Annotated in this window: 20 protein-coding genes and 1 tRNA gene; 12 read left to right on the top strand and 9 right to left on the bottom strand. The window is 39.7% G+C overall.

The window, feature by feature from the left end:
• The first annotated feature begins 212 nt into the window (after positions 1-212).
• Positions 213-1,214, top strand: a complete 1,002-nt coding sequence (locus N6B01_RS01290) for a sensor histidine kinase (RefSeq protein ID WP_262079544.1) — start codon at positions 213-215, stop codon at positions 1,212-1,214.
• 207 nt (positions 1,215-1,421) lie between these two features.
• Positions 1,422-1,497: transfer RNA gene (locus tag N6B01_RS01285), tRNA-Phe, on the top strand.
• A gap of 69 nt (positions 1,498-1,566) precedes the next feature.
• On the opposite strand, the gene N6B01_RS01280 is transcribed toward N6B01_RS01285, so the two are convergent.
• Entirely contained in the window at positions 1,567-2,073 is a 507-nt protein-coding gene (locus N6B01_RS01280) for a tyrosine-type recombinase/integrase (RefSeq protein ID WP_410007245.1), read from the bottom strand.
• A gap of 691 nt (positions 2,074-2,764) precedes the next feature.
• On the opposite strand from N6B01_RS01280, the gene N6B01_RS01275 reads away from it, so the two are divergent.
• Positions 2,765-3,268: a hypothetical protein gene (locus tag N6B01_RS01275; protein ID WP_262079543.1), complete on the top strand. Its 504-nt coding sequence runs from the start codon at positions 2,765-2,767 to the stop codon at positions 3,266-3,268.
• A 442-nt stretch (positions 3,269-3,710) separates the two neighbouring features.
• Here the strand turns inward: N6B01_RS01275 and N6B01_RS01270 are convergent, their stop codons facing one another.
• Positions 3,711-3,923: a heavy-metal-associated domain-containing protein gene (locus tag N6B01_RS01270; protein ID WP_262079541.1), complete on the bottom strand. Its 213-nt coding sequence runs from the start codon at positions 3,921-3,923 to the stop codon at positions 3,711-3,713.
• Positions 3,924-4,123: 200 nt separating this feature from the next.
• On the opposite strand from N6B01_RS01270, the gene N6B01_RS01265 reads away from it, so the two are divergent.
• Positions 4,124-5,431, top strand: coding sequence for an MFS transporter (locus N6B01_RS01265; protein ID WP_182418536.1), 1,308 nt, complete (start codon positions 4,124-4,126; stop codon positions 5,429-5,431).
• Positions 5,432-5,547: 116 nt separating this feature from the next.
• Here N6B01_RS01265 and N6B01_RS01260 read toward each other — a convergent pair whose 3' ends face one another.
• The 3 genes from N6B01_RS01260 to N6B01_RS01250 all read right to left on the bottom strand — a co-directional run bounded on the left by N6B01_RS01260 (position 5,548) and on the right by N6B01_RS01250 (position 9,046).
• Complete coding sequence (locus N6B01_RS01260) at positions 5,548-6,045, bottom strand: GNAT family N-acetyltransferase (protein ID WP_182418535.1); 498 nt, start codon at positions 6,043-6,045, stop codon at positions 5,548-5,550.
• Positions 6,045-7,649 carry a phosphoglycerate dehydrogenase gene (serA, locus tag N6B01_RS01255; protein ID WP_262079538.1) on the bottom strand — a complete coding sequence of 535 codons (1,605 nt, stop codon included), beginning with the start codon at positions 7,647-7,649 and terminating at the stop codon, positions 6,045-6,047. Before serA ends, N6B01_RS01260 begins: the two co-directional genes overlap by 1 nt.
• Before the next feature lie 227 nt (positions 7,650-7,876).
• Complete coding sequence (locus tag N6B01_RS01250) at positions 7,877-9,046, bottom strand: phosphoserine transaminase (RefSeq protein ID WP_262079536.1); 1,170 nt, start codon at positions 9,044-9,046, stop codon at positions 7,877-7,879.
• 341 nt (positions 9,047-9,387) lie between these two features.
• Here N6B01_RS01250 and grxC point away from each other — a divergent pair, with 341 nt between their 5' ends.
• The 4 genes from grxC (at position 9,388) to N6B01_RS01230 (ending at position 11,412) form a co-directional block, all read left to right on the top strand.
• A complete protein-coding gene (gene grxC, locus N6B01_RS01245) occupies positions 9,388-9,657 on the top strand; it encodes a glutaredoxin 3 (RefSeq protein ID WP_262079534.1) in 270 nt (89 codons plus the stop codon).
• A 3-nt stretch (positions 9,658-9,660) separates the two neighbouring features.
• The gene (locus N6B01_RS01240) at positions 9,661-10,089 is read left to right on the top strand and encodes a DUF1178 family protein (RefSeq protein ID WP_182418531.1); all 429 of its coding nucleotides are present in this window, start codon (positions 9,661-9,663) and stop codon (positions 10,087-10,089) included.
• Between the two features lie 100 nt (positions 10,090-10,189).
• Positions 10,190-11,062 carry a 3-hydroxybutyryl-CoA dehydrogenase gene (locus N6B01_RS01235; RefSeq protein WP_182418530.1) on the top strand — a complete coding sequence of 291 codons (873 nt, stop codon included), beginning with the start codon at positions 10,190-10,192 and terminating at the stop codon, positions 11,060-11,062.
• A gap of 41 nt (positions 11,063-11,103) precedes the next feature.
• Complete coding sequence (locus N6B01_RS01230; RefSeq protein WP_262079532.1) at positions 11,104-11,412, top strand: hypothetical protein; 309 nt, start codon at positions 11,104-11,106, stop codon at positions 11,410-11,412.
• 96 nt (positions 11,413-11,508) lie between these two features.
• On the opposite strand, the gene efeO (N6B01_RS01225) is transcribed toward N6B01_RS01230, so the two are convergent.
• The 4 genes from efeO (N6B01_RS01225) to efeU all read right to left on the bottom strand — a co-directional run bounded on the left by efeO (N6B01_RS01225) (position 11,509) and on the right by efeU (position 16,136).
• Entirely contained in the window at positions 11,509-12,354 is an 846-nt protein-coding gene (gene efeO / locus N6B01_RS01225; protein WP_410007220.1) for an iron uptake system protein EfeO, read from the bottom strand.
• A 243-nt stretch (positions 12,355-12,597) separates the two neighbouring features.
• Complete coding sequence (efeB, locus tag N6B01_RS01220; protein ID WP_262079530.1) at positions 12,598-13,917, bottom strand: iron uptake transporter deferrochelatase/peroxidase subunit; 1,320 nt, start codon at positions 13,915-13,917, stop codon at positions 12,598-12,600.
• A gap of 131 nt (positions 13,918-14,048) precedes the next feature.
• The gene (efeO, locus tag N6B01_RS01215) at positions 14,049-15,209 is read right to left on the bottom strand and encodes an iron uptake system protein EfeO (protein ID WP_262079528.1); all 1,161 of its coding nucleotides are present in this window, start codon (positions 15,207-15,209) and stop codon (positions 14,049-14,051) included.
• An 87-nt stretch (positions 15,210-15,296) separates the two neighbouring features.
• The gene (gene efeU, locus N6B01_RS01210) at positions 15,297-16,136 is read right to left on the bottom strand and encodes an iron uptake transporter permease EfeU (RefSeq protein WP_262079526.1); all 840 of its coding nucleotides are present in this window, start codon (positions 16,134-16,136) and stop codon (positions 15,297-15,299) included.
• Positions 16,137-17,421: 1,285 nt separating this feature from the next.
• On the opposite strand from efeU, the gene N6B01_RS01205 reads away from it, so the two are divergent.
• The 4 genes from N6B01_RS01205 to N6B01_RS01190 all read left to right on the top strand — a co-directional run bounded on the left by N6B01_RS01205 (position 17,422) and on the right by N6B01_RS01190 (position 21,590).
• A complete protein-coding gene (locus tag N6B01_RS01205; RefSeq protein WP_182418525.1) occupies positions 17,422-17,889 on the top strand; it encodes a DUF1036 domain-containing protein in 468 nt (155 codons plus the stop codon).
• Positions 17,886-19,316 carry a pyruvate kinase gene (gene pyk, locus N6B01_RS01200; RefSeq protein ID WP_182418524.1) on the top strand — a complete coding sequence of 477 codons (1,431 nt, stop codon included), beginning with the start codon at positions 17,886-17,888 and terminating at the stop codon, positions 19,314-19,316. Before N6B01_RS01205 ends, pyk begins: the two co-directional genes overlap by 4 nt.
• A gap of 203 nt (positions 19,317-19,519) precedes the next feature.
• Positions 19,520-20,668 carry a hypothetical protein gene (locus N6B01_RS01195; RefSeq protein ID WP_262079525.1) on the top strand — a complete coding sequence of 383 codons (1,149 nt, stop codon included), beginning with the start codon at positions 19,520-19,522 and terminating at the stop codon, positions 20,666-20,668.
• A gap of 100 nt (positions 20,669-20,768) precedes the next feature.
• On the top strand, positions 20,769-21,590 hold the full coding sequence (locus N6B01_RS01190) for an ankyrin repeat domain-containing protein (protein ID WP_262079524.1): 822 nt from the start codon (positions 20,769-20,771) through the stop codon (positions 21,588-21,590).
• Positions 21,591-21,601: the final 11 nt, after the last annotated feature.

Below are 21,601 nucleotides of genomic sequence, written 5' to 3'. Positions count from 1 at the left end.
TAGGTTTTAACCAAACAGTATAAATATAAAAGAATAGCTATACCCTTTTAAATAAACCAAAAAGGGTATAGATTAATATTGATTATTAAAAATAAGCTTCAACAGAAGGCTAATTTCGTTAGATGATATTATCAATACTTTAATTTAGCATAATATGAAGCTTATCGAACATGCATGAAGATGTAGGTTTGTACAAAATATAGGCGAGCAGCATGGCCATAGAGGTTCTAAAAACAACAAATACTGATCAAGAACAAATTGATGGCCTTATTCAAGCGATCCACAATGCAGATATTTGTGTTTTTTACCAAACTCCTGACTTAATCTTTCAATGGGCAAAAAATTTACCTCCGCAGTTAGAAACATTATGGAAACCCCATTGCCTTGACGGAGATTTATTTGATGCTGAAACAAGTTCTCTCATGGTTAAGGCTAAAAAATCCGTTCTCGAAAACGGTACTGGCGATACCGTAGAGGTAAAAATTGGCGACGGTGCTAAACCTTCATGGCTTAAATTCTCAATCGATTGCCACCGCAACGATAAGGATGAAATTATTGGCTTAATAACCACTGGCGTTAATGTTTCAGAATTAAGGCAACGTGAACAAGTTTTAAAAATACTATTGCGTGAAGTCAGTCACCGTTCCAAGAACTTATTAGCAATCATGCAAAGTATTGCATCGCAAACGGCTAGGTTTAGTGATTCTGTTGCTGATTTTTTAAAAAAATATCAAGGGCGTATCCAATCCCTTTCTCATTCTCAAGACCTAGTTACGGATTCAAACTGGCGTGGTGCCTTGTTAAAGGATCTTATTAGCTCGCAAGCTACGGGTTATACCGAGCATTCTAGCGGACGCTTTATCATTCATGGTGAAAATCCCTACCTTTTTCCAAGCGCTGCATTGCATATAGGACTTGCCTTTCATGAGCTTATCATCAATTCGTCTTCTTATGGTGCACTGGCAAGCGACTGCGGCGTTGTCAAAATCGACTGTATTTTAAAAACCAATGAAGATAATAGTAATTTCATCCAAATTACGTGGCAAGAAGTCTTCAACCCGACCAATCTCACCAATGCAGGAAATGCACGCTTTGGTTCAACAGTCCTTGAAAGAATCGTTCCAGCATCAGTGGATGGTAAAGCAGAATATTATATTAAAAATGGCAAGGTCAATTATTTGCTTAATGTACCTGCTGCGAACTATGATTTATAATTTTTCATTCATATCACTTCCAGCTACTTCAAAAAGCCCATTTAAATAGTAACATGTTGGTTTTTTTATATTAATTCTATAATGGTATTTTTTTTAAAAATAAAATTCAATTATTTATTGGAAAAACTTTAAAAAAATTGCAATTGCCTATAGACAGAATGAAATTTAATGCTATAACGCAAACCACTTCACCATGTTGAAGCAGATGCCCAGATAGCTCAGTTGGTAGAGCAGCGGATTGAAAATCCGCGTGTCCGTGGTTCGAATCCGCGTCTGGGCACCATTGCCTTTTTTTACCCTATAAATTATCGATTTTATTGGTTTTTATTTTAGGTTAGGGCAAAGAAGTTTTTCATTTGTTCCGATTATCTAGCTTATCAATAATCTGTTTTGCCAATTGTTGGTGATCTGCGCTCTTGGTGTATAGTGAAGCCATCTTGTCAGCTTCCCAGCCAAATAATGCTTTTAATTGCGCTACAGTTGCCCCAGCATTAGCGGCACGGGTTGCGCTTATCTTTCTTACCCCATGAGCTGATTTTTCAATCCCTGCGGCTCTACATGCTTTTCTAAATTGGTTGCCAAAAGATTCTTTGGTCAATGGTTGTTTGTTGGCTCCACAAATAAAAGCTAAGTCACTTGTTGGGCCAGCTTCTAGCGTTTCCTGCAACACTGGTAAAATGGGCAATGTCACTTCGGTTTTATAGCCGCTTTTTTCCGTTTTAATGGTTGCTACACCATCGCGAATATGTTGCTTGCCTATTCGCACAGCGTCACCACGGCGCAAGCCAGTATATAGCAGAACATCAAGCCAAACGCGCTCTTTAGTTCCTATCGGCCATTTTGCACAATAGGCATCAATGTCATTTTCATTCCACGCTTCAAAGCCGTCTTGGTTTTATATCTTTGAGGCTTTTACACCTATACATGAATTTTCGCTTATATATTAATATTCTACAGCCCATTTAAACAAACCAGACATAGCTTTTACAAAGCTACCTAGATCCCTCAGCCATCCCTAAATGTTTTGCGCTTGCGTGATATTTATTGACACAATCCCATAAAATTATCCCAACCTCGTTCCTATGGTAGCAACAATGTTTACTTACTGCCGCCTTTCAAGTGCATTCAAAGATAGAAAATCCTATTTTTGAAAAAATTTGCTTTTGCGTCATGTGCCTTATAAAAATAAAAAATTAAAACACTCCCTGCTTTATCAATAAACACGCTCTTGATAAATTATCAATTCAAACGACAGGAAACATCATTCCATTTAAATCACTCTACTTTTATATTTAAACTTTATGCATAGCATATCAGCATACATAATGATGATTGTAAGTGCGGAATAATTATTCAATTGACAACATATAAAACTGTTGATCGCTCTGCAAATCCGCACGAAGCGATAACACAAAAACTTTTCTAGCTACTTTTTACTATTGTTTTTTATGAAACATTAGTGCAAACCTGCCTAAGTTTGCTTATGCTTTATATTCTCGGAATAATATGTCTATGGCATGAATTATTCCAAGATTGGTTATTTGGAAGACATGGCAATTGCTAGATGCAATTTAAAGCTAATCAATGGCCATATACAGAAAGAAAAAATTTCTATTGTCTATATGCTCACAAAATTAATTAGATTTGAGGAAAAAATATTGAATAAAATAATAACCACTTTTACTATTTTACTCCTTACGCTTATGACTGGTTGCGTCAGTCAACGAGAGGTTACTTTGTATAGCAATAAAACAAATTACGTACAAATGCCAGATGACAAATATCGTGTCTTTGAATCAAAAAATAGTAACAAAATAATTGTTGTATCTAGTCTTGGTAATTACATACCAAAAGACTTACTAAAAAACATAACGTATGGACTAGTAAATACGGATGCACCAAAAATAAACTATAAGGCAGCAGCAAGGAAATATCTCAACGAGCATGGGCGAGAAAAATGTGACATCACCAATGATGGAGATGTTCCTGAACGGGGACGTTATGAATTCATCTATGTGTGCCCTGAAGGTTTTATTCCTCAAAAATCAATTTGAAATATTTAAACTTCACTAGATATAGCCATCATTTAGTTGGTTTTGAAATAAAAATTATGGGGCTGGCATAGATAGCTAAAAAAGCTCAACCGTTGATATTTTTACGTCTACGCAGATTACAAATAATATTTGCGAAAAAGATAATGTTGGTATTTCTTCGCCTTGGTAATTTGCCCGCCAGATAATCACTAAGCTTGTAATTATTTCAGCTATTATCCTTAACAAAAATCGAGAATGCCTCGCACACTCAACAATAATCGATAACGCCACCTTAATGGGCGGCGTTATTTTTAATCAGTAAATTATAATTAAAGACTATATTGAGCTTGAATATACGTAAAATTATTTCGTAAACAATTTTATATAAATAGCCCTAGACCTTGAAATCCTCATCTTTAGCAAGTTTCATAAAGCAAAAATTACATGCTTTAAAAAAACTTATTTACACGGCTTCAGGCGTATAATCAGCATCAATAATAGCTTGCTTTACTTTAGCTGCATCTCGAGTTCCACTAACCGTTACAAGATGGCTTGCAACATCAGCTTTTACTATTGCATTTGGCAAAGCCTCAACAATGGCATTTGTAACCGACTTAACGCAATGGCCGCAGGTCATATCAGCAACACGAAATACAATATCAGCATTTTCACTCATTTTATTCTCCTTTTATTCATATGGGTCTATATGCGACCTTCCAACGCGGCAAGGTCAAGAAGAAAAATCAAAAGGATTAATAATTTCATATAATGTGCATTGCACTAATCTTATAAATAGGCTTATTACCAATTTACCCTTTTAAACAGACTTAAATCTTAAATGGGAAGACAATTGGACATATATTTAGGAGAGGCAAAATGAGCGAACCGCGAATGTTGACGCGTTCTGATATGAAAACCTTGGGCTTATCCTCGTTGGGCGGGGCTCTCGAATTTTATGACTTTATCATTTTTGTCTTTTTTGCCAAAATCATAAGTACCGTATTTTTTAATCCAGAAATGGCGGAATGGCTAACCACCCTACTCACCTATAGTATTTTTGCCGCTGGTTATTTGGCCCGTCCCCTTGGCGGTATCATTATGGCGCATCTTGGCGACAAATTAGGCCGCAAAAAAGTTTTTGCTTTTTCTATTCTACTTATGGCTGTATCTACCCTCTGCATGGCTCTTATCCCATCCTATGCCAGCATTGGTGTTGCTGCCCCCATCTTGCTTGCAATTCTGCGCGTTTTGCAAGGTATTGCAATTGGCGGCGAAATTCCTGGCGCATGGACCTTTGTGTCCGAACATGTGCCCTCGCGTTATGTCGGTTTTGCAACCGGCTTTTTAACCTCTGGCCTATCATTAGGCATATTGCTAGGCTCATTAGTTGCAACTCTTGTTAATCACCTCTTTACACCACAATTTGTAACCGATTATGGCTGGCGCGGGGCGTTTATCCTTGGCGGCATATTTGGTTTGTTAGCGGTTTGGTTACGACAATGGCTTGATGAAACTCCTATTTTTAAGCAAATGCAAAAAGCACGTAGCTTAACCAAAGAAGTGCCGCTTAAAATTGTTCTTAAAAAACATGGTGAAAGCGTTCTTATTGCGATATTGCTGACTTGGGCATTATCAGCAACTATTGTTATCTCAACCTTAATGACACCCAATTTCTTACAACACCCACCCTATAATTATAGCGGTGATATAGCCCTTGCAGCTAATTGCGTCACTTCATTATTTTTGATTATCGCAACGCCAATAGCTGGTATTTTATGTGATCGCATTGGCAGTGGGCGCTTTTTCATTGGTGGTGGTATTTGTTTTGCCATAACCGCTTATGTATTTTATAATTATGCCGACAGCTCAACCACTTCACTCTTTATTCTATCGGCATTTTTAGGCTTTTTTGCTGGCTATGTTGGTGCGGTTGCCTATGTCATGGTTAAGGCGTTTCCTGCAGCCGTGCGTTTTTCCGGCCTTGCTTTTTCCTATAATATTTCTTATGCAATTTTAGGTGGAACCATACCGGTTGTTATTTCTCTCTTTAACCGCTTAACCCCAATGGGACATGTCTGGTATTTGATTGCTATTGGTATGCTGGCCAGCGGCCTTGGGATTTATTTACTATGCCGTGGTCAAGCCCGCGAATTTGAAATTGGCGTTGAAGAAAAACCACAATAATCACCGTTTTCTTCCAACTGATAGCAAAACAAAAGCGGATAATAAATAATCTATTATCCGCTTTTTTAAAAAAATCTACATATGAACAAGGCCCCCATAAGTGCCTTAATCAAAACCTATAAAGTCTTCATCATATAAAGTGCATCTTCACTATAGGTTAGAAGCTTTTGCTGCAAAGTGCTGTTCACCACTTGGGTTACAAATCCTTGCTTTAGCCAAAAAGGCGACGAGTTATTGACTGCCACCAATGACATAGAGCTATAACCCAATGCTTTTGCCTGTTGGTATAGGTTTTTTAAGCCTAACGAACCAACACCGCCAATACGTGCATCAGGTAAAATTGCAATATCATGCAAATAAAGCGTATCTGCATCTTGCGGTAAGCCATCTAATAATTGATTGAGTGGCGGAATATTATGCGCCTTCCAAGGATGAGCTAAAATATAACCGCTTGGCTTACTATCCTTTTCCAAAATATAACAGCTTTGCGGCGCCAATGCTTGCTTTTGCGCCAAAACCGCTTCATCTTCTGGATAATCAGGATGACAAATGGAGGCGACCTCGCAGATAGCTGCAAGATCGCTTTTATTCATAAAACGCCAATTAATCGACATTATGCCTCAATAGTGTTAAATTCCAACGGTTGAACGCGCTTAATACCTGCAACATTTTGCAATTCTTCGCGTACTGCCGCTGGAATTGGCGCATCAAGATAAAGCAATGCAATGGCATCACCGCCTGGCTTATTACGGCCAAGGGCGAAGTTTGCAATATTAACGCCATGCTTACCACAAATCAAACCAATTGTACCAATAATGCCCGGTGTATCGCTATTGGTGATATAAAGCATATGCGCACCAACTTCTGCATCAAGATTAATATCCTTAATCTGGATGAAGCGTGGCTTGCCATCAACAAAACAAGTGCCGGCAATTGATCGGGTACGCTTCGATGTGCGCACAGTTAACTTGATATAACCATCAAAAACACCTGATTTATCGCGCTTAATTTCAGAAACGATGATGCCACGCTCTTTAACCACGACAGGTGCTGAAACCATGTTAATGTCGGCCATTTGTGGACGCACTAAACCAGCAAGGGCTGCACTAATCAAAGCACGAGTATTCATAGTTGCAGTTGAACCATCAAAAAGAATTTCAACTTCCTGAATGTCTTCTTCTGTGGATTGTCCAACATAACTACCAAGCACTTCGGCAAGCTTGACAAATGGTTTTAGACGCGGCGCTTCTTCCGCGGTAATGGCTGGCATATTGATGGCATTACTTACTGCACCTTTAACAAGGTAATCAGCCATTTGCTCAGCCACTTGAATAGCAACATTTTCCTGTGCTTCTGAGGTTGAAGCACCAAGATGCGGCGTGCAAACGGTATTGTTTAACGCAAAAAGTGGATTATCAGCTGCTGGCGGCTCTTGCTCGAACACATCAATACCAGCCCCTGCAACTTGGCCAGATTTTAACGCTTCCACCAAATCTTTTTCAACAACCAGACCACCACGAGCACAATTGATAATGCGCACGCCTTTTTTCATTTTAGCAATGGCTTCTGCATCAATAATATTGCGGGTTTTGTCAGTAAGTGGCGTATGCAAGGTGATGAAATCAGCGCGGCGTAGCAAATCATCAAGCTCAACTTTTTCAACGCCCAATTCTTCGGCACGCGCTTCAGAAAGGAAGGGATCAAAAGCAATAACATGCATTTTAAGACCAATGCCGCGCGCTGCAACAATCGCACCAATATTACCGCAACCAATAATACCAAGGGTTTTACCGGTTACTTCAACACCCATGAAACGGTTTTTTTCCCATTTGCCGGCGCGAGTTGAAGCATCAGCTTCAGGTAATTCACGCGCAACAGCAAACATCATGGCAATGGCATGTTCAGCCGTAGTGATAGAATTACCAAAAGGCGTATTCATCACAATAATACCACGGCGTGAAGCTGCTGGAATATCAACATTATCAACGCCAATACCAGCACGACCAACCACTTTAAGCTTAGTTGCTGCGTCAATAACCGCTTGGGTTACCTTCGTTGCAGAACGAATGGCAAGCCCATCATATTGACCAATAATTTCAAGTAACTTGTCTTTATCCTTGCCAAGATCAGGCAAATAATCAACATCAACGCCGCGATCTTTAAAGATTTGTACTGCGGTTGGAGAAAGTTTATCAGATACTAATACGCGAGGTGCCATTATGGCCTCCATAATTGTCAAAATACTGCAAAGGATAATTATAAAAGCGCTTTTACCACCATGCGCATTTCATAATTTTTCATTTTAGTTTAACTTCATCCATAAAAAAGGTGAAAGAAAACCTTATGCCTTAACAACTAATTGCAAGGCAAAACTAAAACTTCAAGAAATTTGAGATTGAAATAGAGTGGCTTTAACCACTCTATATGTTTAACTATAAGCGAATATTAGGCGCCCAACGCAGCCTTTTCGCAAGCAAAAGCCCAGTCTAACCACTGCGTTAAAGCAGCTAAATCATCAGCCTCTACCGTCGCACCGGCCCAAATGCGTAAACCCGATGGGGCATCGCGATAAGCACCAATATCATAAGCAACACCAGCCTTATCAAGACGAGTTACAATTGCTTTTGCAAAAGCTGCCTGATCGTCCGCACTCAACTTTTTGATATCTTCATCAATAATGGTTAAGCACACGGATGTATTAGAACGGGTTGTTGGATCAACAGCAAGATTTGCAAGCCATGTTGATTTTTCAACAAAAGCATCAAGAACAGCAAAATTATTATCAGCACGTTGACGCAAAGCTTTTAAACCACCAAGAGATTTAGCCCATTTTAACGCATCAAGATAATCTTCAACACAGAGCATTGATGGCGTATTAATAGTTTCGCCTTTGAAAATACCTTCAATAAGCTTGCCACCCTTGGTCATGCGGAAAATTTTTGGCAATGGCCATTGTGGCACATAGCTTTCCAAGCGCTCTACTGCGCGTGGGCTAAGGATAAGAATACCGTGGGCACCTTCACCACCAAGAACTTTTTGCCATGAAAATGTAACAACATCAAGCTTAGCAAAATCTAAATTTTGCGCAAAAGCCGCGGATGTTGCATCGCAAATGGTTAAACCTTCACGATTATCTGGAATAAAGCCAACATTGGGAACACGCACACCTGATGTTGTACCATTCCATGTAAAGACAACGTCACGATTAAAATCTACTTGTGAAAAATCTGGCAATTCGCCATATGGAGCATCAAAAATGCGGGCATCTTTTAGCTTCAATTGTTTGACCACATCTGTGACCCAACCTGAGCCGAAGCTTTCCCAAGCCAACATATCAACACCGCGCGCACCAAGCAATGACCATAATGCCATTTCAACAGCACCAGTATCTGATGCAGGTACAATACCAATGCGATAATCAGCAGGAACTTCTAAAATTTCACGGGTGAGATCGATGGCTTCTGCCAATTTGGCCTTGCCAATTTTTGCACGATGAGAGCGACCTAACGGTGCATCATTTAGTGCTTGTGTTGTCCAACCTGGACGCTTGGCACAAGGGCCAGAAGAAAAATTAGGATTATTCGGGCGATTACCCGGCTCATTAATATTAGTCATTTTATTCTATCCTCTCAGATAGCTCGCCTCTCGGTGGGGAGAGGTGGCCCGTTGACCTGTCTATTTCAACTTTAATTAAAAAGCAACCAGATTTTTTATAATTCAAAATTATTTTATTTTTATTTCAAGCTTGCAAAAAAATACACAAATTTATTAGGAAAAATAAATATATACTTATTAACTGACCATCGCGATTAGTACAGTATGTTTTTGGCCTTTTGGGCCGATACTTATGGTGTTCAATTATACTTTACTGCGACCAATATTCGCAATCGAAAAAATAGCTAGTGCTTGGCATTGCTATATTTTGCCACTATATAAGAAAATTAAGGAGAAAATACGTGGCTATTACAATTTACATTAAACCGGGCTGCCCTTATTGCGCGAAGGCACTAGCTTTGCTTGAACAAAAGGATGTTGAATTTACCGCAATTGAAGCTGCAAGCGATCCACAAGTGCGGGCGCAAATGCGTGAGCGTGCAAATGGGCGCAATACATTTCCGCAAATATTTATTGGCGATATCCATGTCGGTGGTTGCGACGATCTTTTTGCATTGGAAGAAACTGGCAGGCTGAATGAACTTTTACAGCCCTACAAAAAAGGGAACTAACCAATGATTCGCTTTAATCTTCACTGCGACGGTGGCCACCATTTTGATGCTTGGTTTCGCTCCAATGATGATTTTGACATGCAATGTGCACGAGGTTGGGTTTCGTGCCCACAATGCGAATCAATAAAAATTGCCAAGGATCTTATGGCGCCTGCCATTTCAACTTCGCGCAAAAAAGAAAAAATGGTTGGCAATGCGCTTTCTTCACAAGAACGCGATTTACTAGCGCAATGGCGTAAAGTGTCTGAAAAAATCCGTGAGGAAGGCGATTATGTTGGTGAAAAATTTGCCGAAGAAGCCCGAAAAATTCATTATGGCGAGGCACTTGAACGAACAATTTATGGCGAAGCCGATGGCGAGGAAGTGAAATCGCTGGTGGAGGAAGGTATAGACTTGCTCCCCTTACCAACGCTTCCTGAAAAGAAAAACTAGTTTTCGGCTAAAAGCAATATTATAGTCCTCATAATATATCTGCAAATTTATAAAAACTATACATGTCTTTTGCAAAATGCTTTGATGGGGTGAGGATGGTATGATTCAAACAATAGGCATTATTGGCGCTGGACAAATGGGCAATGGTATTGCTCATGCTTGTGCATTGGCAGGAAAATTTGTGTTGCTTCATGACCTTTCACAAGAAAAGGCAGAAGCCGCTCTTGCAACCATCAATGGCAATTTAGCAAGACAAGTAGCACTTAATAAACTATCAGAACAACAAAGACAGCATGCGCTATCTTTCATCAAAGTTTTGGATCATAAAGAACAGCTTGGATCTGCTGACCTAGTTATTGAAACAGCTTTTGAAAATGAAAAAACCAAACAGGATATTTTTCATGATCTATGTCAATTTCTAAACCCACAAGCAATCATTGCCACCAATACCTCCACTATTTCGATTACAAGGCTAGCTGCTACAACCGATAGGCCCGAGCGATTCATTGGTCTTCATTTTATGAATCCCGTGCCTTTGATGAATCTTGTGGAAATCGTGCGCGGCATTGCGACTGACGACAAAACTTTCAATGCAGCAGCTCAATTCATCGCAAGCCTTGGTAAAACATCAGTTGTAACGCAAGATTTTCCAGCCTTTGTGGTCAACCGTGTTTTACTGCCGATGATTAATGAAGCAATTTATACCCTTTATGAGGGGGTTGCTAGCGTTGAAGCCATTGATAGTGCCTTACGTCTTGGTGCTAACCACCCCATGGGACCGCTGCAACTTGCTGACTTTATAGGATTAGACACATGCCTTTCTATTATGCAAGTTTTGCATGATGGCCTATCAGATTCTAAATATCGCCCCTGCCCGCTTTTAATCAAATATGTTGAGGCTGGATGGCTCGGTCGTAAAAGTGGACGCGGTTTTTATGACTATCGTGGTGAAATACCGATACCAAGTCGCTGATAAGGTGAATAGTTTTAGCGATAAAGTGAAAAGAGTTCGCAATGCTTGATATTTTTGAAGTAAGCTGCGACTTCAAATTGGACAACTTCAATAACAATAGTTTAAATCTAGTCTCGAACATCGATCTGGAAGATTTTTTTAAAGTAGATTTAGCGATACAAAAACTGAACAAGGCTTTTAATATAGAGTTTTCCTATTTTGAAGATTTTATAATGAACATTTCGATGATTGAAGAATTTATTGAAAATATTAAAAATGCTTCCATTGATAAGGCAGAAAAATCAAGGTGGCTTACCCTATTAGAAACAGCCACGAAAAATGGCAACAGCTTATATTTTGTTTGTGACTAAAGTCACGATTAACATAAAAATAAAAAGGCATATTCATATCACAATGATATAAATATGCCTTTTATTTAAAGCAAATTATCGCTTAATTATTAAAGCCTACTCAAGACCAAGCTTACCGCGAAGTTCTGAAAGGTCTTCTGCAAGAGTATTTACAGCTGCTGACAGCGTGTTGCGGTCATCATCAGTAAGCTTTTCATAGCTTACATAGCCTTCACCTTCTTTGTATTTGCTGAGAATTTCATCAACAGTATCAAAGTTTTCAGTAACCTTAGTTACGAAAGCTGCATCATCCTTACCAAGGAAGCCCTTGAAAAGATCAAAAATCTTACGTGAACCATCAAAATTACCACGGAAATCCCAAAGGTCCGTGTGGCTATAACGGTCTTCTTCACCTGAAATCTTGGTTGCTGCAACTTCTTCCATCAAGGCAGCAGCACCGCCAACAACGGTTTCTGGTGGGAAAGCAAGATCAGAAATACGTGCTTGCAAGTCTTTAACGTCCGTTAAAAGCTTGTCAGCTGTGCCTTGGATATCGTCAGTGCTTTTGGTTTCCCACAAAGAATATTCAATGCGGTGAAAGCCCGTGAAATTAGGATCTTTTTCTTCTTTTTCAAAATCATCAGCGCGGGCATCAATTGACTTATCAAGATCAGCAAAGAGTTCAGCGATTGGTTCAATAGCTTCATAGCTGATGCGGGTTGGTGCAAATAGTGCTTTAGCTTCGTCTACTTTGCCAGCCTTAATCGCTGCGGTAAATTTTTCGGTGTCTTCGACAAGCTTATCAACTTTTTCGCTAACATAAATCTTATATTCGGCAATCGGCGCAACAAGATCAAGCTCTGGCTCATTTGCCGCAAAAGCAGGTGTCATCAATGACATAAGACCAGCAATTGCCACAGCCTTTAAAGCCATTGTCCGCATCGGAAGTGCTTTCAAAAACATCGCTATTTCCTTTTCTATAGCTGTTCAACGAAAACGGCGGCGATTTAGTATAATCCACCACCTTTGATACAGTGATGAAAAATCCAAGCATATCAGCTAAAAAATCAATCATCACTTGTATTTATGACGATACCAATTTGAAATTGGTATCGAAAATTTGCGCATGAATGAAAAGGCGTTTAACGCAGTGGTCAAGAAAACCATACTATTAAAGCAGTTACCTTTTTTATTCATCTTAATTTATTAGCTAGCCTTTACCGCTTCCATAAGCGAACGGCCTAGCCAATCTTCATCATTTTGAACACCGGGAAGCGTGAAGAAATACCCACCACCTTCTGGCTTCAAATATTCTTCTAGCGGTTCGCCATCAAGTTGACTTTGCACATGGATAAAACCATCATGAAGGCTAGCTTGATAACAAATAAACAATAGGCCTTGATCTAATTGGCCAGACTTGGTTACGCCGTTGGAATAATTAAAAGGCCGGCGCAAAATTTGATGTTTTTCTGAGTCTGCCGTTCTTGGATTAGCGAGGCGAATATGGGCATCAAGCAATGTTACTTTGCCATCGGGATCCTTGGTATAATCTGGAACATCAGATTCTTTCTTGCCATCCATCGGCGCACCACTATCACGCTTGCGGCCAAAAATGCGCTCTTGCTCTTGCAAGGGAGTGCGATCCCAGCGCTCAACAAAATTGCGGATAATGCGCACGGCTTGATAGGAGCCACCACGGGCCCATTCTGGTTCATTTTTGCGGCTGTCATTAACCCACAAAATACGATCCATCAACGCGCTATCATTGGTATCAGGATTGGCAGAACCATCACGGAAGCCTAAGAAATTACGGGCATTTTCGACTTCGCCATTTGGCAATGGGGCAATGACTGGAACACTCCCTTCTTGCATCCATTTCATCACCAATAGGTTTGATAGATTTTTATTAATGTCACGCAATGCGTGAATAACTGTATCAATATCATTGGCACAAATTTGTATTGAAATATCTCCATGACAACGGCTCGCAACCAAAGCATCATTATGAAAGCCGGTCATTTGTTCAAGCTCCGCAGGCTTATGAGCCTTTAGCCAATCAAATTTTTCAAAGAGCGAATTGCCGAGCGCAACAGTTACCGTAAGACCATTCGGTGTGATTTCTGGCCCCAAAATACCAGAATCATAAGGCGGTAATTTATCATCACGCTCTGGATAGCTGCCACCCTTGGTTAAAAAACGGATACGGTCGGTAAGACGGCGAAACAAGTCTTCTAATTGCTCAGGTTTGCTAACAACAACATTTAATGCCGCCACAAGACCAGTTGCCGGTCGCGGGGTTAAAATACCTGCCTGATGCTCGCCATAAAAAGCAACAACATCTGATAAATTATCATTGCCCGTTGGTGCAGCTGTCACCGCACCACTTTGCGCCATATGCGTGGCTTTTGCATTATCTTGGGCAAAGGCCTCATTGCCAGCCACCAAGGTCGGTGTGACTAACGCCGTTGCAGAGGCGGTTTTTAAAAACGAACGACGATTAAAAGGGCTTGATCCACTTTTGGTCATTATCTTCTACTCCATTGGATCAAGTGACAGATTTTATCCATCACCCAATCTCTTCATTTCACAGCGGTTCTTTATTGCTTGCGCATGGTAAAACCACTTATTTCAAGGGGTTTAGTGCAGTATTAGCCGCACTAAAACCCTAATTTTGCTTGTAACTGCGTTAGCTGCTCCGAAAGCTTTTTCAAATCAGCTAAAAGAACTTGCTTTTTATCTGCCACAAGTTCACCGGTTTCATTTACACCATCTTTGAAAATCGTGCTTAAAGCATCCAGATTTTGATTGATCTCGGTTTGCAATTGCGGTGCAGAATGCTGTGCAACTTCAGCCATGAGCGATGCGGTCTTTTTTATACCATCAATACTGGCCGCCATTTCGCTCACTTCACCCTTAGCCCAAGCATTAACACCATGATCGCTTGTCAACATATCAATCAGCTTTTGGGTGATATTTTCAGCACTTGTCAGCATTTCAACCGGTGCAACCTGATTATCCTTGATGCGCTGGGAAAGATCATTGGCCGCAGTTTCTAAATCGGCCATAAATGGTGCAAGTCCTGCAGTAGAATTTTGCCCCCATAGACCATATTCAATGCGATGGAAGCCAACAAAAGCTTTGTCATTTTCACGATTAGCAAGATATTGCGCTTGCGGATTCATTTTGGCTTCAAGATCAGAAAAACGCCCAGAAAATGTATCAAGCTTGCGATAGTGAAGACGGGCATCAAGCCATGCTTTTTTGGCCGCATCAACATCATTGGCATCAATGGCTGTTTTAAGTGATTGAAGCGCTGTAGACATGCGCTTTGCTTCTAAAATGAGATAGACGCGATACTCGGATAAAGGCTTTAAGAATTCGCGATTACCCGGCTGGGCTGCAACGGCATTTTTCCACTCATCACTTGACGTGACAACCATTTTGCCGCGCGGATTGGTTAGCAAACCGCAAGTAATTTCATATTCACCAGGTGCAAGCGTTGCCGATAGACGCGATTTAAATCCGGGTAAAATATTTTCACGCTCTGCAAGCACCATAACGCCCGATAAAATCTCCCATTCAACCGCACGCTCTGATGTGTTTTCAATTTCAAAAAAACGCTTGCCAGCAGGTACAGTCAAATTCATCGGATCGCAGCTATCGCTGCCCACTTTAACCGCAATGATATCATTAACGTCGGTATCATCTGTATGATTGCTGCTTGCCCACCACATTGTTCCCGCCGCAGCAACAGCCAAAACACATGAGCCGACAAGAGCAATCACCATAGGGGTCTTATTTGTTTTTGGCGATGTCATGAAACTTACTTTCTTTAATAAACACTATTTCGTTTTTTAAGGTACTTTACCATCAAAGCACCTCATTCATCTTGCAATGGCTAGATATTAAGCGCCTACTGGCTTTATAGGCTGCTTGCTTTCGTAAATATAAAAACCAAGAACAGGCACCAAATAGATAACGTAAATCACCACCTCACCAATGGTTGGGGCGGGATTATAGCCAAAGAGACCTGCTAAAAATGTACCTAAAGTGCTATGATCGGAAAGGATATGCTGAATATTGAAGGCAATGTCTTGCAAACTATTCCAGATACCTGCTTCATGCAACTTATTGAGCGAACTTGCAGCAAGACCGGCTGCAACGAAAATGATAAGAACACCAGTCCAACGGAAGAAAACCCGTAAATTAAGCGAGATACTACCTTTATATAGCAAAAAGCCAATAGCACTGGCTAAGAGAACACCCAACAGCGCGCCCCATAGAGTATTGGTTTCATTGCCTTGCTGAAGAATAGCAAGCAAAAAAAACACCGCTTCCAAACCTTCACGCGCAACAGCTAAGAAAGCCATACCGACAAGAGCAAGGGTTGTGCCTTTTGAGCCTGATTTATCTTGCGAAAAAGCAGCTTCAACCGATTCCTTTAATTCACGACCAACACTTGATGCGGCCTTTTTCATCCATAATACAACCCAGGTGAGCACGCCAACCGCCAAAAAGCCCACAAAGGCTTCAAACATCTCCTGCTGTCTTTGCGGAAATTCAGCACGTAATGCCAATATCATTGCTGCAACAAAAAGTGAAAGCGCGATAGCTAAAAAAATACCAACCCAAATGGCTGGCAACCATTCACGGCGCCCCGTGCGTGTCAAATAGCCTGAAATAATAGCAACAATTAAAACCGCCTCAAGTCCTTCACGCAACATAATAAGAAAAGCAGCAAACATTAAATAAACTTTCTAAAACCAATTTTCATATAAGCATCCAATATATCCTGCTTATATCGAATGTGGTATTTTCATTTATTATTAAATTAGAGTATTTTGGTGTATATTGATAAATTTGCACCATATGCAATCACAATGCTTAGTCATACTTTATTAACCCAACGACAATAAGACATGCTAGCTTCCAACCAACCTCTCACTTCATCGGGCTTTTTACATATGCCAAAACACGTAAAACGATAATACTAATAACGTTATCTTCATAACACATATTAAAATTAAACTTAAGTATTAAACAGAAAATACTGCAAATAATTGTAACATTACACCAAAATTTTACTAATCAATTTAGAACTATTATAATCTATATTATTAAAAACATAATCCCATTATTTTAAAACCTATTATACGCTAATTACACCAAAACTAACAACAGCAAAACTATAGCTATTTTTAATCAGAAAATGACTCACCATAACGCCACACAACCAATAATACCGACAAACAAGTTCAAAATCACAAAATCATTAGTAAAACAATTAAAACCTAAACATTTTCTAACGATGTCCAACATTCAAAACATTCTAGCTTTCCTAACCAATAAGCCATTTCACAATTGAGTATTTTAAGATTTTTAATCCCATCCGTTAGCTTCATTGCAAGATAATTTATGAAATGCTAAAAATTTTAACACTTATGTCACAATTCTGCTATTAAAACTTCACCTAATAAGTCAAGTGTTCGAGTAATGTTGTTTTTGGTTTTTAACTATGGTTCTAAATGTGCGATCAAGATTTCGCCTAATTTTCATTCATGAAAGCCAAATTGAATATTACGATAGTACCAAAGTGAATAAGATATATCGATTTAAAGATCACTTTGTTATGAAAGCACTGAATAAGTTCATATTGGAAAAGCAGAAGCGATTCTACTTTTTCACCAAACACCGATTATTTATGATTAATTTAAAAAGGATCATCATTTTACCACAGATTTAACACCAATATTTCTTTGTTATTTAGCCTCTTTGCCATTGCAATTATGCAGCAAAATGCCAAAATCCCTTTATTACCAAGCCAGTTCTTGGCACAACCACCAGTTCTTGGCACAATCAATTGGGAATATTTTGCTTCGTTGAGATAAAAAGGTTTAAAAAACGCGATAGAGAGATATATGAATGAACAATAGCATTTGTGCTTTTGCACCATTCATGGCATCAATTAATGGTAGAATGAATATTTAAATTGGCATAAAGAAAGGTCAGCGCTTTAATGGAGTATCGCCAATGCAATTGAGATCTATAGTGAAATGGTTTTTTGCCGGTTTCCTATTTCTGATTTCTGTCAATTCGGCGATGGCAGATTTACGCGTTTGTAATACAACCCAAGATATTGTTGGAGTTGCTGTTGGATATCGCTCTGATGAAGGTTGGGTTAGCGAAGGTTGGTGGCGCATTAATAAGGCAAGCTGTGAAACAGTTATTGTTGGTTCGCTTTCTTCACGCTTCTATTATCTATATGCCGAAGATGAAAGCGGTAAAAGCCGCTGGGATGGTCCTGTTACCATGTGTGGCACCGAAGCCGAATTTAAAATTCCGGGAACTAATGATTGTTTTGCCCGTGGCTTCCAGCGTTTTGGTTTTCAGGAAATTGATACACAAAACCAAAAAAACTGGATGGTGCAATTAACTGAACCAGTTACAACAAATCCTGCAATAAATAATTCATTGGTGACAGGGAGTCAAAATCCGTGAGACGCAACCGTAATGTGAAAATTCTAGCCACCCTTGGGCCTGCATCTTTTGACGAGACCGTGATTGAGCGGCTTTTCGTAGCAGGTGCCGATGTTTTCCGCATTAATATGAGCCATGCCGACCATGATACAATGCGCGCACTTGTGCAACGCATTCGAAATGTTGAAAAAAAGCAAGGTCGCCCAATCGGCATTCTTTGTGATTTACAAGGCCCTAAACTGCGTGTAGGCGCATTTGCTGACCGCGCCGTAGAATTAAAGCAAGGGCAAAATTTTACACTTGACCGTAATGAGGCACCTGGCGACACTAATCGGGTTTATTTGCCTCATCCTGAAATCTTTGCGGCTGTAAAGCCCGGAGACCGCTTACTTATTGATGATGGTCGGCTTGAACTGGTTATCATTCAATGCGACCTTGATAAGATTGAGTGTCGCGTGGTGGCTGGTACCAAAATTTCTGATCGTAAAGGTGTAAGCCTACCTGATACATTATTGGCAGTTGGCGCGATGACTGAAAAAGATCATCGCGACCTTGCAGCTATCGTGGAGGAAGATGTCGACTGGATTGCATTATCCTTTATTCAACGTCCCGATGACATTGCCGAAGCACGCAAAATTGTCAAGGGTCGCATGTCGATCCTGTCAAAAATCGAAAAACCGCAAGCCTTGCTGCGCATTGAGGAAATCATCGATCAATCTGATGCGATCATGGTAGCACGTGGCGACCTTGGCGTTGAAATGCCGCTTGAAAGTGTCCCCGGTACCCAAATGCGGCTTATTCAAGCTTGCCGCAATGCAGGTAAGCCAGTTGTGGTTGCAACGCAAATGCTTGAATCAATGATTAGCGCCCCTGTTCCAACACGCGCAGAAGTATCTGATGTTGCAACAGCGGTTTATGAGGGTGCTGATGCAATTATGCTTTCAGCAGAATCAGCTTCCGGCCAATATCCGATTGAAGCGGTACAGACTATGGATCGCATTGCGCAAAAAATTGAACGCGATATTTTCTATAGTGGCATGATCAATGCTCAACATCCAAAGCCAATGGCAACAAGTGCAGACGCTATCGCTCTTGCCACCAGACAAATTGCTGAAACACTTAACCTTGCTGCCATTGTTGCCTATACAACAACGGGCACAACGGGCATTAGAACCTCGCGTGAGCGTCCGCGCACACCTATCATTCTTTTATCACCTAAGGTTGAAACGGCACGCCGCCTTGCTATAGGTTGGGGCTTGCACTGTGTTGTCACGGAAGACGCAAAAGACCTTGATGAGGTAGTAGATCGCGCGGCAAAAATTGCTTGCCACGAGGGTTTTTGTAAAACTGGAGAGCGCATCATCATTACCGCTGGCGTTCCTTTTGGTACACCAGGCTCAACCAATATGCTGCGTATTGCCGTTGTTAATGAAGAACATAAGAATTGAATATCTACTTAAACTTAGTTTTATCAAGCGAATAATAACCTAATTATAGATTTATTATAAAAGGCATTTCTTTTATCGAAAGATAGAGAAATGCCTTTTTTGTTTAATCTTATTTTCGCCGTTAATTGTTTGATAATGGTGTTAGAAACTGCTTGGTACTAATGAATTGGATGCAAGTATTTATTTAAATAATTGGGGGGCTTATGCGATTTTATTTGGCTTTTATTTTAATGACTATCGTATCGCTTGCCCAAGTACAGTTACAGGCAAAGGCACAGTCTATTGATGGTTTGCGAATAGGGGACGATCAGTCGGTTTTAGAGAACTATCCAAATTTAAAACCTACAATGGTTAAATCTCGTTTTCCGATAAATATTTTTTCTGACAAGAACCTCAAAGTCACGATTAATCGAAATACCGGAAAGATAGTAAAAATCTTAAAAATTGCGCATACTAAGGGCGATACAGGCATTTTCTCAAATTTCGAATTAAAAAAAACGCGCTACAAAGATATTTTTATTAATAAAAACTTCCTTTTAAATAATTCTAACAATCAAAGAATACATTTTTTATCTAGTTTTTCTGACTTTAATGCGCCAAGAACTTATCTCAACTATAGAATAACCAATGCTGACAAAATGGACAACACTGTCGTAATAAGTTTTATTTTCAATAAAGATAGCTATGTAACGACAACTCCGGTTATGGGCACGAATAAAATAATATTTTTCCAACCCTCCGCTTTTTATAACAAAAAGGAAGAATATGCTTGGGATAACAACGCAAAATTACAAGCCATCGCCCTAACTGATTTAGATTATATCGCCAAAACTGAAAAAGTGGAGGGTTTAGAAAATTTACCTTTACTGGACTGGCTAGAGCCAAAGGAAAACCAAGCCAAAGCATTTAAGATCTTGAAAGCCAAAGATTACTTTGTTTCAAAGATCTATAATGGTCCCAAAAAAGACCCTAGTTTTAACGGTGCCAATAGCCAATATAAGCGTTATCGAACGGCACTGACTGAAAGCTTTTCTAAATCTGATATACCAATATTTGCCGGACAATATGGTTTTGGATTTATTTACTTTGCCCCTAGCAATCATGATATTTATTCCCATAATTTTCAAACAGGCAAAATTGATAAATTTCCCTTAGGTGCTCAATACACAAATCTACAGCTTATTATGCGGCAAGATTCAAACTTACTGCTAGCCCGTTGGGAACAAGACAACTTGTGCAAGCGACAATATTTTTCTTATAGGCTAGAAAAATGGCGTGAAGAAAGCGCGGTAGAAAGCGAGGGACCAGCATGGAACTGTGCGCTTATAGACGATAAGCAATTTTTTAAATAAAGGCTTGCCGTTTAAGGATCTCGAAGCATCGCCGCCTATCATAGGATATCAACACGTGAAAAAATTTAAATTATTAATACCCTGTGGCGTGATAATTTTATTGATTTTTATTGGATATCAAACCTATCGCCATATGGCCTTGATGCCAACGCCACAATCAGATCTTTTATTTAGTGAATATGACAAAAATGTCTATCATTTGGCACAAAAAATCGAAAGACATCAAGATATCGGCGAAAGTGATTTTGCAAAACTTCCGCAGGGAGCGATAAATCAACGTTATGGACAAGAAATAACTTTGCTTTTCCATGCCTTGTCGCAACGCAATATACAAGCAATTGATACGTTGATTGGTAATGGCGCGGACATAACTATGGTCGATAGACCAACAAAGCGTCACCCGATGACTTTTATGAATTACTTAGGAATGCCGGGTAGTGGCGATGATGAGACTGACGATTTAATATTCAACAATGAACTTATAAAAATTTATCTTAAAACCGGTGGCGATCCCAATTATATACAAACAAACAGTAATAATACACCACTGGTTTTAGATGTTGCTATTGCACAAAATTTTGAAGGCGTTGATATTCTTGTTAAGGCTGGCGCAAATATTTGGCAAAAAGATGGGAGCCAAACTAATTTAGTTGAATATTTAGCTATGACGCCGGCAGGATATAATACATTATTGCGGTTTGTTGATCACGGGCTTCTAGACGATGTCCAAATGAGTAATATTATCGGTACTATCAATTACCTTTCAGGATATACTCAGCGCGGTGATGAGCGCAGCATCAGAAATCTTAACTTAGCGATGAGAATATTAAAACGCTATCCCGAATATCAAGATGATCAATTTACTACAAGGCTATTTGGCGGCGAAATTCCATGGTTTGAAATTAAAGCTTTAAATGAATGAAGATATTAGAT

The organism is Bartonella sp. HY406, assembly GCF_025449315.1.
Lineage (GTDB): Bacteria > Pseudomonadota > Alphaproteobacteria > Rhizobiales > Rhizobiaceae > HY038.
This window is presented reverse-complemented; position numbering and strand designations above follow the sequence as displayed.